At 62.4% G+C, this 14,945-nt stretch carries 13 protein-coding genes and 1 pseudogene; 7 read left to right on the top strand and 7 right to left on the bottom strand.

What is annotated here, in order from left to right:
- Nucleotides 1–105: 105 nt before the first annotated feature.
- Both G3N94_RS05780 and G3N94_RS05775 read right to left on the bottom strand, forming a co-directional pair.
- Nucleotides 106–1,044, bottom strand: a complete 939-nt coding sequence (locus G3N94_RS05780; protein ID WP_205791144.1) for a nuclear transport factor 2 family protein — start codon at nt 1,042–1,044, stop codon at nt 106–108.
- Between the two features lie 12 nt (nt 1,045–1,056).
- Nucleotides 1,057–2,034, bottom strand: coding sequence for a TIGR03571 family LLM class oxidoreductase (locus G3N94_RS05775; RefSeq protein ID WP_346778653.1), 978 nt, complete (start codon nt 2,032–2,034; stop codon nt 1,057–1,059).
- A gap of 151 nt (nt 2,035–2,185) precedes the next feature.
- Here G3N94_RS05775 and G3N94_RS05770 point away from each other — a divergent pair, with 151 nt between their 5' ends.
- The 5 genes from G3N94_RS05770 to G3N94_RS05750 all read left to right on the top strand — a co-directional run bounded on the left by G3N94_RS05770 (nt 2,186) and on the right by G3N94_RS05750 (nt 7,798).
- Nucleotides 2,186–3,163, top strand: coding sequence for a LysR family transcriptional regulator (locus G3N94_RS05770; protein WP_241021619.1), 978 nt, complete (start codon nt 2,186–2,188; stop codon nt 3,161–3,163).
- A 129-nt stretch (nt 3,164–3,292) separates the two neighbouring features.
- Complete coding sequence (locus G3N94_RS05765; RefSeq protein WP_205791142.1) at nt 3,293–4,315, top strand: LLM class oxidoreductase; 1,023 nt, start codon at nt 3,293–3,295, stop codon at nt 4,313–4,315.
- Nucleotides 4,316–4,363: 48 nt separating this feature from the next.
- Nucleotides 4,364–5,488 carry an alkene reductase gene (locus tag G3N94_RS05760; RefSeq protein WP_205791141.1) on the top strand — a complete coding sequence of 375 codons (1,125 nt, stop codon included), beginning with the start codon at nt 4,364–4,366 and terminating at the stop codon, nt 5,486–5,488.
- Nucleotides 5,489–5,932: 444 nt separating this feature from the next.
- A complete protein-coding gene (locus G3N94_RS05755; RefSeq protein ID WP_205791140.1) occupies nt 5,933–7,048 on the top strand; it encodes an alkene reductase in 1,116 nt (371 codons plus the stop codon).
- 366 nt (nt 7,049–7,414) lie between these two features.
- The gene (locus tag G3N94_RS05750) at nt 7,415–7,798 is read left to right on the top strand and encodes a DUF4437 domain-containing protein (protein WP_205791139.1); all 384 of its coding nucleotides are present in this window, start codon (nt 7,415–7,417) and stop codon (nt 7,796–7,798) included.
- Between the two features lie 41 nt (nt 7,799–7,839).
- On the opposite strand, the pseudogene G3N94_RS05745 reads toward G3N94_RS05750, so the two are convergent.
- Nucleotides 7,840–8,935: pseudogene (locus G3N94_RS05745) on the bottom strand (PLP-dependent aminotransferase family protein); the annotation flags it as partial.
- A 59-nt stretch (nt 8,936–8,994) separates the two neighbouring features.
- On the opposite strand from G3N94_RS05745, the gene G3N94_RS05740 reads away from it, so the two are divergent.
- On the top strand, nt 8,995–9,447 hold the full coding sequence (locus tag G3N94_RS05740) for a cobalamin-dependent protein (RefSeq protein WP_241021618.1): 453 nt from the start codon (nt 8,995–8,997) through the stop codon (nt 9,445–9,447).
- A 137-nt stretch (nt 9,448–9,584) separates the two neighbouring features.
- Here G3N94_RS05740 and G3N94_RS05735 read toward each other — a convergent pair whose 3' ends face one another.
- Nucleotides 9,585–10,493: a LysR family transcriptional regulator gene (locus tag G3N94_RS05735; RefSeq protein WP_205791137.1), complete on the bottom strand. Its 909-nt coding sequence runs from the start codon at nt 10,491–10,493 to the stop codon at nt 9,585–9,587.
- 112 nt (nt 10,494–10,605) lie between these two features.
- On the opposite strand from G3N94_RS05735, the gene G3N94_RS05730 reads away from it, so the two are divergent.
- Nucleotides 10,606–11,709, top strand: coding sequence for an alkene reductase (locus tag G3N94_RS05730; protein ID WP_205791136.1), 1,104 nt, complete (start codon nt 10,606–10,608; stop codon nt 11,707–11,709).
- A 108-nt stretch (nt 11,710–11,817) separates the two neighbouring features.
- Here G3N94_RS05730 and G3N94_RS05725 read toward each other — a convergent pair whose 3' ends face one another.
- The 3 genes from G3N94_RS05725 to G3N94_RS05715 form a co-directional block, all read right to left on the bottom strand.
- On the bottom strand, nt 11,818–12,354 hold the full coding sequence (locus tag G3N94_RS05725; RefSeq protein ID WP_205791135.1) for a cytochrome b: 537 nt from the start codon (nt 12,352–12,354) through the stop codon (nt 11,818–11,820).
- Nucleotides 12,351–13,451 (bottom strand): catalase family peroxidase, encoded by a 1,101-nt coding sequence (locus G3N94_RS05720; RefSeq protein ID WP_205791134.1) that lies wholly within the window; start codon nt 13,449–13,451, stop codon nt 12,351–12,353. Before G3N94_RS05720 ends, G3N94_RS05725 begins: the two co-directional genes overlap by 4 nt.
- A gap of 206 nt (nt 13,452–13,657) precedes the next feature.
- Nucleotides 13,658–14,860, bottom strand: a complete 1,203-nt coding sequence (locus G3N94_RS05715; protein ID WP_205791133.1) for a 3-oxoadipyl-CoA thiolase — start codon at nt 14,858–14,860, stop codon at nt 13,658–13,660.
- Between the last annotated feature and the right edge of the window lie 85 nt (nt 14,861–14,945).

Genomic DNA, 14,945 nt, shown 5'->3' with positions numbered 1-14,945 from the left:
GCATTCGTCCGGCGTTGCCAACGCGCACACTACGCCAGTCAATGACGGGCACGCTGTCTTCGGCCAGCGTACGAGCCTTTACGGTGCCGCCCGCTGGTTCCTTCGTCACGCGCTGAACCAGCCGGGAAAATACGCCATGCGCTCGATTTTCCATGTGTCGTCATGTTCTTTCACGAGGCGGATACGATAATGCGCGCCGTACCACCGTTTGCCGGTATCGTCGCCGGTGCGGCCCGGCATGATTCTGCCGAGCACCATTGTCGCGTGATCTCCGTCCGGTCCGATCTCGATGCTGAGCGGTTCACCGTTGTGCTGCATCCACGTCCAAGGCATGCGGAACGCCTTTAACGTCGTCATTAGCTCGCGACGTCCCTTCAAGTGCCCCATGGGTGTCAGCTCGGCCTCTGCTTGCTCACTGAAGGCCGCGGCGAAAAGCACGAAGTCGGCTTGATCCAGTGCCCATGCGTAACGAAACCATGCGTCGGCAATCGCTTGTTCGTCGCTGTCCGGGAGCGACGACTCGGGAACGCGATGCCACGGGGCATCCAGTTCGCTGACGATGACTGCCGGCGCGTCTCCGGGTTTCCGGGCGCGATCCGACGGTGGCAGCTTCCATCCGGGCAACGAAGCGGCGTCGCCCTGGACCCAGTTCAACTGGATCCTGATTTCGCGAATCAGCGGTTCACCGTGGCGTGTTTCGACAGTCAGGACGACGACGCCGCCGAATTCCGTGACCGCTGAGTCGCGAGGCGCGGTGGCCGGGCGAACTTCACCGTGAACGTAGGCACTGACGACGGCGCTGTCACGATCGGCACGCGCGACGCGATTGGTTGCCGCGATGCGGGCGGAACTGGAGCCTGAAAACTCGTTGCGCAGCAGCGCGATGACTTTGTCCTTTCCATGAACATGTCCGCGGTGGCTGCTGAACAGTGCGACGTTTTCGTCGAGCAAGCTGCCGACCGACGCAACGTGAGGATCAGCCCATGCATCGACGAATGCATCCAGCGTGTCGAGCAATTGACTGCGTGAAGTGGCTGACGACATTGAATTTCTCCTTTACTCGGCCGGAAAGTGCGGCAGGACGAATTCCGCGAGTTCTGCCAATGCTTCTTCCGCCGGCCGGCGCAGAGGCTTGAGATTGAGCGTGACGTGGCTGCCCCCCTGGGCCTGCTGCCTTTTCCACAACGCGATAAGTGCGTTGCGGCCGATCCGGATACCGTTGGCAACGTATTGCATCGGCTCGTTCGGGTTGTCCGAGAGGTCGAAGAACGCCGCATAGCCGTAGCGCCGCATCCAACTGCCTTCGTGACTCGCACGCCACATCTGCAGCAGGTCCGGGATGCGGTTGAAATCGCTCAGGTGCCAGATCCAGCCGTCGCTGTGCGACGCGATCCACCGCAAGTCCTGGCGTGCGCGGTCGATGACGAGCATGGGCATGCGTTCGCGAGCGGGTTTCGGCACCATGTCTATGTCGCCTCGCAAGGTGCCGTAATGCCGGGTCGTGGCGCGAGGGAACGATTGTTTCGTGACGGTCTTTATCAGGTCGAATGCGTCGCGATAGCGTTCCCCGCGGTTTTCGTACGCGACGTTGAACGCCGGGTATTCGATCGCGCGATCTCCGCTCGACAGGCCGAGCAGCAATCGCCCGTCCACCAGCTGGTCGACGGACACTGCTTGTTTGGCGACGCTGAGCGGATCCCGAAGCGGCAGGACGATGCCGGCGGTACCGAGCGCGATTTTGCGGGTGTGCGCCGCAAGGAAACCCGGGTAGACCATCGGATCCAGCATCTGCCCGGTGTCGCCGAATTGCGGATCGTAGAACGGCACGTCGCGCATCCAGAGAGCGGAGAATCTCGCCTCGTCCGCGATGGTCGCCAGCCGCTGGTGGTTGTCGAGCGTCGGGAACGGCGACTGCGGATAACCCTCCAGCGGCATGATGAAACCGAAGGTCAACCGCCGGGGTTGAAATACCCGACGGTATCCCGGATGTGCCTGCAGTTCTGCAGGCAAGGGCCCGATAGGGGGCTGATTCACGATCTGACTCCGGTCGAGGAAGAGGCATGGATCCTCGACAGTCATGCGGGCGTGTTGATGCTCGCACTGCTCATGTCGAAGTCCTGCCTCGATATGATTCGTTTCTGGACAGGTTTGAAGGATACGGCGATGATTGGGGACATGGATTCCCATGTCAGGGAACGCCGCTTTCCATTTACATCGCGAGGCATTGGCTACCTTGGAACCCAACCGATTCGGTGATATCTCCGCATTCGTGGCGGCGGTGAAGGCCGGCAGTTTCACTGCGGCTGCGTCGTCGCTGGGCGTGACTCGCTCGGCCGTCGGCAAATCGATCCTGCGTCTTGAAACGCGAATGGGTGTACGCCTGCTCAATCGCACCACGCGGACGTTGAGCCTGACCGACGAAGGGCGGGTTATGTACGAGCGTTGTCATCAGATCCTGCAGGACCTCGATGAGGTCGACGCGCTGATGGCTCAGCGCCGGGGCAAACCGACCGGCACACTCAAGCTGACGGCACCGCTGTCGTTCGGCCAGCGTCACGTGCTGCCGGTCCTGGATGTGTTTCTGAAGCAGTGGCCCGATTTGCGGGCCGACATCTGGTTTACCGATCGGTTCGTCGATCTGGTCGACGAGGGGTTCGATATCGCGGTCCGGATCGGTACGCCGAAAGACGATTCGCAAATCCTGACCCGGACCGTGGGCTCCCAGCAGTTCGTCGTCTGTGCGTCGCCGGACTATCTTGCCCGGCGCGGGACACCTCGCATTCCGCAGGATCTGGAAGGGCACGATACGATCGTTCTGATCAGCGCGGAACATCCTCGAGCGTGGCGATTCGATATGTCCGACGGGCCCTATGTATTCGACAAGCCCGGGCGCTTGAATATCGATAGTTCCGAGGCGATGCGCGAGGCTGCGCTGGCCGGCTTCGGTCTCGTTTATTTGCCGACCTACATCACGGGAAACGACCTGCGCGCCGGTACGCTCGTGGAGGTGCTGAGCGCCTATCGCACCGCGCCGGATCCCATTCGCCTGATCTATCCGAGCAAACGCCATTTGTCGCCGCGCATTCGCGCATTCATCGACCTGCTCGTGGAGTCATGGTCCGCCGGTGTCCCTTGGGAGCGGGTAACGCCTGCCGCCAACTAGCACCGGCGCAAGGAGGGGCACATCGACGATTGGGTCCTTGAGGGACCGGGTTCGGGTCACATTGGCCAATTTATCCCGCTCGCGGAATCAATGACACTGTGGGTCATGCGAAACCACGAGGTCATAGCCATGACTGACTCCCTTGCCGCGGTCCCATCGGTTACGGACACCGATACCTCTACTCCCCATCCTGCGCTCCAGCAGCATCCGGGCTTCCAGCGTCTGTTCCGACCGAGCGCGCTGACCCTTGGCCTGATTCTGCCGCTCGAAACCCATCCGGGACGACCCGCGCCCACGATGCGAGGCCACGTGCAGATGGCACAACGCGCGGAGGCGCTGGGATTCGGTGCGCTGTGGATGCGCGACGTGCCGTTCTACGATCCCCATTACGGGGATGTCGCGCAGATCTTCGAGCCGCTCGTCTACATCTCGTATCTGGCCGCGGCCACGCAGACCATTGCGCTCGGCACCACTGGAATCGTGCTGCCGACCCGCGAACCGCTGAATCTCGCGAAGCAGGCGACTTCACTGGACCAACTGAGCGGCGGTCGTCTGGTGCTGGGCCTGTCGTCCGGCGACCGCTACAGCGACTATCCCATGTTCGGTATCGACTACGAGAGCCGTGGCGATCGTTATCGCGACGCGTATGCCGTGTATCGAAGCGTATCCGAGGAGCGCTTTCCGCATTTTGAATCGGCCCGGTTCGGCGGCTCGAACGGCGAACTGGATCTGGTGCCCAAGGCACCGTTCGGACGGGTTCCCGCGATCGCCGTGGGGCAGGCGCAGCAAAGCATCCAGTGGCTTGCGCATCATCTCGACGGCTTCCTGGGCGCCGCGCCCAATGTGGACCGGCTCGCGCAGTTCGGTGTCGACTGGCGCACCCAAGTCCGCCTCGCTGCCGGTGACGACGCGTTCAAGCCCTGGGGGCTCGGGGGCTATCTTGATTTGAGCAACGACCCGGACGTGCCGTTCCAGCGGATCTCCGGCGGATTTCGTGCGGGGCGCAACGGGTTGCGGGCGTATCTGGCGGCAGCCCGAGAGGCCGGCGTCTCGCACGTTGCGCTCAATCCGAAGGTCAGCCGCCAGCCTTATGACGAGATCCTCGACGAACTGGCCGCATATGTTCTTCCGGATTTTCCTTCGCATATCTGATCAAAATAGGGCGCAGGAATCCCTGCGTCCATTCGTGGAGTATTCATCATGCCGTCGTTGTTCGATGCTTACGATCTCTCTGGCCTGCGGCTGTCCAACCGTGTCGTCATGGCGCCGATGACGCGCGCACGTGCAGTTGATACCGTTCCGCCGGCGCACATGGCAACGTACTATGCGCAGCGCGCCGGGGCCGGACTGATCATCACTGAAAGCGCTCAAGTGTCAGTGCAGGGGCGCGGCTACTTGTGCACGCCGGGGATCCACACGTCGGCGCACATTGCCGGCTGGAAGCGGACGACCGATGCGGTGCATCGCGCGGGTGGACGCATTTTTATCCAGCTCTGGCACGTCGGCCGAGTTTCTCACGCGTCACTGCACGACGATGGGCAGCGCCCGGTTTCGTCGGTCGCCGTGCGCGCCGCTAATACGTTCGTCCAGGCTTACGGCAACGATGGCTTGCCGGCACAGGTGCCGACGAGCGTACCGGTTGTACTGGACGTCGCCGGCATTCGGCAAGTGATCGATGATTTTCGCGTGGCGGCCCGTAACGCGATGGCCGCGGGATTCGACGGCGTCGAGATACATGCCGGAAACGGTTATCTGTTCGAGCAATTCATCAACGCCGGCCTGAACACGCGCGCCGACCTGTACGGCGGCCCATCGATCGACAACCGGCTGCGCCTGCTGCTCGAGACCGTGGATGCCGTCAGCGAAGAAATCGGCAGCACCCTCGTCGGCGTGCGCGTGTCGCCCTACGCACGCCTTGCAGATCTGCACGCATTCGACGGGGAAGACGCAACGTGGCTCGCACTCGCGGATGCACTTTCGCAGCGCAACCTGGCTTACGTACATGCCAGTCATCTCGGTACGGCGGCATTCCAGCAGGTGTTTCGACATGCGTATCGCGGTACTTTGATGCTGGCGGGTGGCTTTACGGCGGAAACGGCCCGGCAGGCGATCGAATCCGGGCAGGCCGACCTTGCAGTGTTCGGGCGTCCGTTCATCGCCAACCCGGACCTGGTCGAGCGATTCCGTCATGGATGGCCGTTGGCGGAAGCCGGGAAGGACGCGTTTTACGGCGCGGGGACGCGTGGCTACATCGATTATCCAGCCTATTGTCCGGATACAGGTCAAGATGCGGAGGCGGTCGAGGTGCAGGAAGGCGTCGAATAGCCGCACCGTGCATGTCGGTCCGATGCGTGTCTCGACCGGGCGTCATTGCATGAATGCGCATATCGCGAGCGAGGTGGCCGCCGCCCCGTTGCCTTGCACGCAATGTAGCGTTGCGTATCGGGTGCATTCCCCGAGCAGGCATCGGCGCATATGCTCGTCGCGGTAGTCGCTCCCGGGCTTCAGGCGTGAACCGCGCTTCCGGCAAGCGCTCCGACGAGACCGCCTCGATTTTGTTAGCAATTTTGCTAATGATCAGTTGGTCTGTCACGGCTTTAACGCCGGTCGGGCAATACATATAGTTTCAGTCTGATGGTGGAGAAGGGCACTTTCCGGCGCTGGCGCCACACCCCTTTATTTATCGTCTGATTAATTGAATGGCGAGTCGATACAGGATGCCGATTTCGTGCGCCTGCGACTCGCCTGACTCATCAAGGAGAAAACTGAATGGCTTCGCTTTTTGATTCTTTTGACCTTGGCGCAATCCGGCTCCCGAACCGGGTCGTCATGGCTCCGCTGACGCGTGCTCGCGCAGACGAGAACGATGTTCCGACCGAGATGATGGCGCAGTACTACGCCCAGCGCGCGAGTGCGGGTCTTGTGATTTCCGAGGCAATCAACATCACGCCGAACTCGCAGTCGTTTGAGCGCTCGCCGGGCCTCTACACGCCCGATCAGACGGAAGGGTGGCGCCGCGTCGTCAATGCGATGCACGAAGCGGGCGGACGCATCGTCGCTCAACTGTGGCACACCGGCCGCGCCAGCTCGTTCGCGCTGCTGGATGGTCAGGCGCCCGTGTCGCCTTCCGGCCTGAACGACGATCTGCATGAACTCCATGTCTGGGGGCAGCTGGAAAACGGCGTATACACGAAGATCCACGCGACCCCGTCGCGCGCCATGACGCTCGACGAAGTCAAGGAGGCCGTGCAGGAATATCGGCGCGGTGCCGAAAATGCGGTCAAGGCCGGATTCGACGGTGTCGAGATCCACGCTGCGAACGGCTACCTGCCGCATCAATTCCTGTCCCCGACGACCAACGAGCGCGACGACGTATACGGTGGCTCGGTCGAAAATCGCGCCCGTTTCCTCCGCGAGATCATCGAGCAGGTGGCGGAGGTCATTCCGCTGAATCGCATCGGCGTTCGGATTTCGCCGTTTGCCGCGTACAACAACGTGCGGGACCCGAATCCGGTCGAGACGTACAAGTACGTTGCCGAGATGCTGGAATCGTTCGGCGTCGCGTATCTGCATATCGGCGATACCAACGGCTGGTTCGACCGTCCGGACCTGCCCAAGATTCTCGAGATCGTGCGTCCCGGCTTCTCCGGACCGATCATCGTGAACGGCGGGATCAGCGGCGACAAGGCCCAGGCACTGGTCAGCAGCGGGGACGCCGATCTCGTCGCGTTCGGACGAGCGTTTATCGCCAACCCTGATCTGGTCGATCGCCTCAAGGTTGGTGCGCCGATCTCGATGCCGTCGCCGATGGACTGGTACGGTGGTTCCGAGAAGGGGTACACCGACTACCCGACGTACGCACAGGCCGCAAGCACGGCGCAGTAAGCGACCGAAGCTGATCGGGCCGCGAGACGTCTGCGGGCCCGATGCCTGAGACGTCTCCTCGACGCCACCGATTTCGACCCGACGAGCATGCGCGGACGTCAGCGGAAATCGTGTGTCGTCGGGGGCCGATATGGCAGGGCAGTAGAGAGAGAACGAGCTCGGTTGTAGCGGCAGTCGGCCTGCACCGAGCCGCGGCTGCCTCGTCAGGGAGACTGGTGTACGTCGGGAACTTGTTGATAGCGCGTGGCTGCAGCCGATAGGGGTCGCAACATCGCCGGATTGGACGTCCTTGTCCGTAACTGAAGTGTTGTTTCAGCGTACAGGTAGGCGGTTTTCGAATTGCATTGTCACGCAAGGAGAGGTGAAGTGAGCAATCAAGAAGTGAAAGTCGTCGACACGAACATGATTCCGTGGGAACTGCTTGATGTTCCCGAACTGAAGGCCACGATTCCGCAGAAGCTGTGTGTCGTCGACGAGGACACGGGAATGTCCGTTGCGAAAATTTGCTACAAGGCCGGCTTCACGAACGTTTCCCACTGGCACAACTGTGCGCACGGGATGTACGTGCTTGACGGCATTCTGGTCACGAGCGCTGGCTCGTTCGGTCCGGGCAGTTTCGTGTGGTTCCCGGAAGGCACAACGATGTCGCATGGCGCGCAGGCCGACAACGATGTCACATTCCTGTTCATCACGAACAAACCGTTCGATATTCACTACACGCATCTCGACGGAACTGCGCCCACGAAGTAAGCAAGGTCCGGCCGGGATTGCCGGCAGGTGCGAACTGCGGACTACAGCGTCGCCCCGTATAGATGGTGGGCGTCGGTCAGCGCATCGGCTACGAGCTGCAAGCCGCCCCGGCACTGCTCCCGGTCCTGCGGCCCGCCAAGGCAGATGCGGATCGCCGCTGGTGGGTTTCCGTCCGTCGAGAACGCGGCGCTTGCCACCGCGGCGACGCTACGGCTGCGCAAATGCTGGGCCAGATCCGACGCACTCCACAGGCTCTCGCGAGGAATCGGTAGCCAGAGATGGAAGCCGTCAGGATGCGCATCGAACGGCCACGCATCGAGCACCCGGCCGGCGATCGCCTGCCGTGCATGGGCCTCCGATCGAATTGCTGCCAGCATCTCGCTCGCCGTTCGGTCGTTGATCCATTCGGTGGACAGCAGCGTTGTGAACGGACTCGGCATCACCGTCGTGGCGCGCAATGCGCCGGCGATACGTTGTGCCTCGCGCGCCGTCGGCGCCAGCAGGTACGCGATGCGCAATCCGGCGCCCAGGTTCTTCGACATGCCCGTTACGTACTAGGTCAGCTCCGGTGCCAGCAATGCCAGTGGCGGCAGCGCGCTCTGTGGCAGCATCGCGTAGGCGTCGTCCTCGATGATGGGTACGTTGTAGCGCATCGCGACGTCGGCCAGCGCTTCGCGGCGCCTGAACGGGATCGTCACCGTGCCCGGGTTCGGAAGGGTGGGGTTGCAATACAGCGCGGCAGGCTGTCCGCTTCTGCTGAGTGATTCGAACGCATGAGGCAGCGCCCGTCGTCATCGCGTGGCAGCGGCTGCAACTGCACTCCCAATCGAGACGCGATCGCCTTGATGCCGGGGTAGGCGAGCGAGTCCAGGCAGATCGAATCGCCACGGCGCGCCGGTCGGGAGATGAGCGCGACGAGGGCGCTATGGATCCCCGGACATACGAGCACGGCATCGCCGCTGCAGCCGGGAAGGCGATTCGCCAGCCGGTCCTGCCGGCGGCGCGGTCCGCCGGCGTGCCGCCGAAATCCTGATATCGCATCAATCGATAAGGATCAGCCGCGTTGAATAATGCAGCCGCCGATTCCTGCAGTCGCTTGGCCATTTCAGGCGGCTCCGGCGGCATGTTCATCGACATCCGTTGCGGTTGTGGGTGCCGGAGAGAGTGCCTACGACGAGCGGAGGCAGGAAGACGCGTTGTGGCTGGCGACCAAGAATCGAGCGGAGCTGCTGTCGAAGCGTATTGGACGCAAGCCGCGAATTCTGATCGCCAAGCTCGGACAGGACGGACATGACCGTGGTGCGGCTGTCGTCGCGTCCGCCGGTTACGACGTCGTTCGTATGCCGCTGTTTCAGCAACCTGCATCGGTTGCTGCTGCGGCCGAAGCCGCCGACGTCGACCTTGTCGGCATCTCGTCTTTGTCGGGTGCACACCTCGAACTCGTCGATGCCGTGCTTCGCGAATTGGTCGCGCGCGGGTCGACAATTCCGGTCGTGTTGGGCGGAGTCGTTCCTGAGCGGCATGCCGAACAACTTAGGAATCGGGGTGTGGCGGCGACCTTCGGGCTTGGCGTGCCGCTCGTTGTCGACACGCTATGTTCATGTGTTGAGAAGATGTACGATGGGGCCCTCGCGAGCGCTCCCATCTGATGTCGAGATTCAATTCAAGATGGCAGTCGAGATGTGAAGGATTTGGAAAGGCTGACCGGCGCAGTTCGGCCAGGAGCGGACATATTTTCTGAACGTTGATGTCCGCTTATGTGCAGGGTGAGTGCGGACGCTCGGGCTTACTGAAGCGATTCGCTGGCGCCGGTGTGAGCGGCAAACATGTCGATGAATGCTCTGATTCGCGGCGAGAGATATTTCTTGCTCGGATACATAAGCCGGATGGGCTCCGGCTTGGGGCGGAAGACCTCCAGCACCTCTACGACTTGCCCGCTGATCAGATCAGCGCCAACGACATAGCTGGGTAAGTACGCAAGTCCGGCGCCCGAAAGCACCGCGTTGCGTATTGCCTCAGCGTTATCGGCCATAAATCGTCCCGGACCTTCGTAAACGACCTGCTCGCCTTGATCCTGAAGTTTCCACGCGAGCGCGTGGCCAGCGCTGTGAAAGAAGATCGAATCGTGCGCCCCCAACTCCTTCGGGGACGCCGGCGTTCCACGCGCCGCTAGGTACGAGGGGGCCGCGCACACCATGTACTGCTGCCACCCCACAGTTCGAGTCAGGACTTCTGAGTTGGTTTTCGGATGGCCAATGCGAATTGCAATGTCAAACCCCTCCTCGATCAAGTCAGTGAATCGAGGCGTGAGCGAAAGCTCGGTCCGCACTTTGGGCCATTTCCTCAGAAAAGCATTGATCACCGGCACAACGTGTCGTTGGCCAAGTGCCACAGGCGCCGTGATTTTCAGCGTGCCGGTCGGTTCGCGCCTTCTTGATGCGACAGCCGCATCAACGTCCTCAAGCTCTTCCAGAACTTGCGCCCAGCGCTCGAAGACGACACGGCCTTCGTCCGTCAAGCTAATGGATCGCGTGGTTCTGTTCAGGAGGCGGACCCCCATCGACTCTTCGAGTCGGCTCACACTCTTTCCCAGCGCTGAGCGGGTGAGCTTCATCGACGCGGCCGCAGCGGTGAAACTGCCGTGCCTGACGACCGACACGAAGGTGGCGATATCGGCGAATCGTTTGGGCTCCATGAGCCATCCCTCCAGAGTCTGTTCATCCCATAACTGGGGAATTATATTCGCTAGTTTTGAGCATACGATGCATATGTGTTCTTTTTAAGCGCCAATCCAATGGCGAAAGAAAGTGAAATTTCCGAAGCTCTTTACTCCCCTTCGCGTTGGCGCAATCACCGTCCCCAACCGAGTGCTGATGGCGCCGTTGACTCGACTGCGCAGCTCTGAGCCTGGAGACGTTCCAACGTCATTGATGGGCGATTACTACGAGCAGCGCGCCGGCGCGGGACTAATCATCTCTGAAGCTACACAAGTCTCGTTCCAAGCCAAGGGCTATTCAGGCGCGCCGGGCATACACACACCGGAGCAGATCAACGCGTGGCAGACGATCAACCGCCGTATCCACGATGCAGGCGGGCATAGTGCGGTTCAGCTGTGGCATACCGGTCGCATCTCGCATGCATCACTTCAGCCGGGGGGATTGCCTCCCGTTGCCCCATCTGCCGTTTCGCCGCAAACCAAGACTACGTTGCGCACAGCTGATGGCTTTGCTGTACGCGTAGAAACGTCATTTCCCCGCGCGCTCACGAAGCCTGAAATTGCCCAGATCGTTTCTGACTTTCGGCAGGCAACGAAGAACGCCCGTGAGGCGGGCTTCGATCTGGTCGAAATTCATGCCGCACACGGCTACCTTCTGCACCAGTTCATGTCACCGTTCGCAAATAAACGTGACGACGAATACGGTGGGAGCGTGGAGAACAGAAGGCGTTTTGTGCTGGAGGTTCTGGACGCGGCCATTGATGGCTGGTCGTCCCAACGGATTGGCATCCGTATCTACCCCCTTGGCCAGTTCAACGGTATCGACGGTGGAGACGAACACGATGATGCCGCCATCGGGCTAATTGATGAAATCGCGACACGTAACCTGGCATATCTTCATGTGTCGGAGCCGGATTGGGCAGGAGGAAAGCCATTCAGCCCCGAGTTCCGTAAGGCCATCCGTTCGCACTATCCGGGCACGATCATCGCCGCTGGCGGATATTCTGCAGAGAAGGCAGAGGCGCTAATCGAAGAGGGGCTGATCGACGCGGTCGCTTTCGGCCGGGCTTACATCGCGAATCCTGATCTGGCATATCGACTGAAAGCTGGCGCGCCACTCAACCCGCTTCGGGATGAATTTAAGCAGGGGGGCGGAGCGGAAGGGTATACGGACTACCCGAGATGGGTCGCCTGATCAACTGACGGTGCGCAAGAACCTGTAAGCGAAGGCCGGAGAACCCGCCAGACCGTCACCCGGTCTTTTCGGGACCCAATCGGTGATGTGCCGGCGAGCGTCTCGCGATCAACGCACGGGACCACTGGCCATCGAAGAAAACACGCCATCCCGGCGCACCCATGCGTGGTGCAGTGCTGCGCATAGATGGGCGATCACCGTCGCGAACAGCAAGAAAGCGAGCCATACATGAGCCAAATGCAACCGAGCATAGGCAATCGGACTCGTCGGCAGAATCGCGGGCAGACGGACGTTACCGTAGAGCTTTACGGGAACGTCGCCAGCCGACAGCATGGCCCAGCCGAGCAGTGGCAGACCGATCATCAACGTGTAAAGCAGCAGGTGGGACCCGTGAGCTGCTGCGATCTGCCATCGCGGCAGATCGGCAGGTAGTGCCGGCGATCGGCCGGACAGACGGTTTGCGATGCGCACGAGCGCCAGCGCACCGATTGCGATGCCCAACGGACGATGCAGATCGAGCAGCCATGGGCGCAGCGATAGCGACGCGACCATGGCAACGCCAATGAACAACATGGCGACGATCAGCACCGCCATCGACCAGTGCAACAGGCGGGCGAGTCGGTTGAAATGGATGGGGCGGTTCATCGGCGAGCTTCCAGTCCGGTGGCGTCGGATGCCTGTCCGCGAGCAATCTCGCGTTCGCGGCGGTTGTAGGATTGGGCGTAGACGGCAGAACGTGCCGCCAGGACCGGATCGTCGGAGGGTTCGATTCCGTGCGGCAGGACCAGCGGATCGTAGTTGACGTCGCGGCATGCCCCTGTTGCCTGCGGCGTGAGCCCGTCCAGTTCCAGTGTCCCGGCAATCACCTGTGCGCGCTCTTCCGGCCACGGGCGCGATGGGTCGTCGACAGGGTCGCCGGGAGCGGCCAGTGTGACCACGAGATCCCAGCGCACGGGGCCGAGTGTCAGGCGGCGCGCGATTTCCTCGCTCAGGTAATCGGCATCGACGTGCGCACGCTGCTCGGCAGTCATCGCCACGAATGGCGCCTGCGGCCGCATCGACCAGCGGACGGTGTGTCGCGTCCCGTCGGTCGCCACGAAGCGGAACGCATCGACACCGTTGAACTGCGTGTTGGCCCAGCTACTCGGCCAAGGGGCCGATTTCGCCCATGCGTCGTAACGGCGCGCTTCCGGATGTGCCGCGTAGAAGGCGCTTAGCTTTGCCGGGTCGGGTTTGCCGGTCGCCGGATCCGGCGCCGCTGCGAGACGCTGTTCGTAGAATCCTTGCGGCGAGGATACCGGGAAAAACGGGAAGCTGTTCATCGCCATGCGCCATTGCTGCCCGTCGTCGGTCCGAAGCAGCAAGGCCAGGCTTCGGACGCGCTGGGCGGCGTCGGGCGCGTGCGGATCGGCGCCGGCAATCGAAAGACGTCCGAGTACCGGCACGTCGGCTTGCCGGAACACGCGAGCCGATGACAGTGACGTCACCGCGGATGCAGGATGGAAGCGGCCGGTCACGCACACGCCCTTGCTGTGCGCGCGGCGGAAGCCGGCATACACCTTCCCGTTGGTCTGCTCCATGACGTCGGTAAAGCGCGCAGCCGTGATTTGATTGCCGATCCATCCGGCGGACCAGGCCCACGCTGCCGTCAAGGACGCGCCGATCGCGGCGATCGCAACGAGCGGCAGGACGATTCGCCGGGGGCGGGTTCGGGATGCCCGGGATCCGAGCGGGTCATGCATGGTGATCTCTTGGAAAAGACGGGATCGAATGATACCGACGAGGTCTTGTTGCGAGTGTCACCGGAAACGGGGCAATCGCTGCACGGCGGCGCGCGACCGATTGCGCCGGATGGCCGACGGGGTGGCAGGGACGCGCGGCGTCACGACCGTGAGCGGTAGCAACACCCGATCGCGCCGGTGCTGCCACCCCGCCGGCTAATCCGGCGTTACACTCGCTCGATGACTACGGCCAGCCCCTGACCCATGCCGATGCACAGGCTCACGACTGCGTACCGCCCGCCGCGTCGCTCGAGTTCGCGCGCTGCGTTGAGCAGGATCCGTGCGCCCGACGCGCCCAGCGGATGACCGACCGCGATCGCGCCGCCATTCGGGTTGACGCGCGGGTCGTCGAATGCCACGTTCAGCAGCTTCAGGCAGCCGAGGACTTGCGTGGCGAATGCTTCGTTGATCTCGATGACGTCCACATCGCCCAGCGTCAGCCCGGCGCGTTCCAGGGCCTTCGGGATTGCGTAGGCCGGGCCGATCCCCATGACGCGCGGCTCGACGCCGACCGCGGCGCCGGCAAGGATCCGTGCCATCGGCTTGATGCCCGCGGTCTCCCCGATCGCACGATTGCCGACGAGCAATGCGACAGCGCCGTCGTTGACCCCTGATGCATTACCCGCGGTCGTGACGCCGCTAGCTTGCAGCGCACGCAGCGTCCCGAGCGTTTCCACCGTAGTGTCGGCACGCGGGTGTTCATCGATTTCGATCACTTTCGGCGGCGTCTTCTTGCCGGTCGGCACGGAGACCGGAAGGATTTCACCCGCGAGGAAGCCCGATGCCTGGGCCGCGGCGAACTTCGCCTGCGACGCTGCAGCAAAGCGGTCGCTGTCCTCGCGCGTCAGGCCGAGCTCGCTCGCCACGTTGTCGGCTGTCTGCGGCATCGTGTCGGCACCGAACTGACGCTCGATCAGCGGATTCGGGAAACGTGCGCCGATCGCCGAATCGTAGACCTTGAATTCGCGACCAAAGGCCGCCTCGCTCTTGGCAACGACAAACGGTGCGCGACTCATGCTCTCGACGCCGCCCGTGACATAAAGCTCGCCTTCTCCGGACGTGATCGCGCGCGCCGTGTCGAGGACCGCGGCGAGGCCGCTCGCGCACAGGCGATTGACGGTCTGGCCGGGCGTACTCGGCGGCAAGCCTGCCAGCAGCGCGGCGTGGCGAGCCACGTTGCGGCTGTCCTCGCCGGCCTGGCATGCACAACCCAGCACCACGTCTTCCACCTGGTCGGCACGAAACGGACTGTGTTCGAGGACGTGCCGGATGACCGTCGCGACAAGATCGTCGGGACGAACCGGGGCGAGCGCGCCGGCGACGCGTCCGAACGGCGTGCGGAGTCCGGCGTAAAGGTAAGCATCAAGCATGGTCGATTCCTTGAAAGACACTGCATTTGCGAAGACCGGCACAAGGGCGGCTAAGGCCTGTCGGCGGCATGTCGACGCAGCATGG

Source organism: Burkholderia sp. Ac-20353, assembly GCF_017104785.1.
GTDB lineage: Bacteria > Pseudomonadota > Gammaproteobacteria > Burkholderiales > Burkholderiaceae > Burkholderia.
This window is presented reverse-complemented; position numbering and strand designations above follow the sequence as displayed.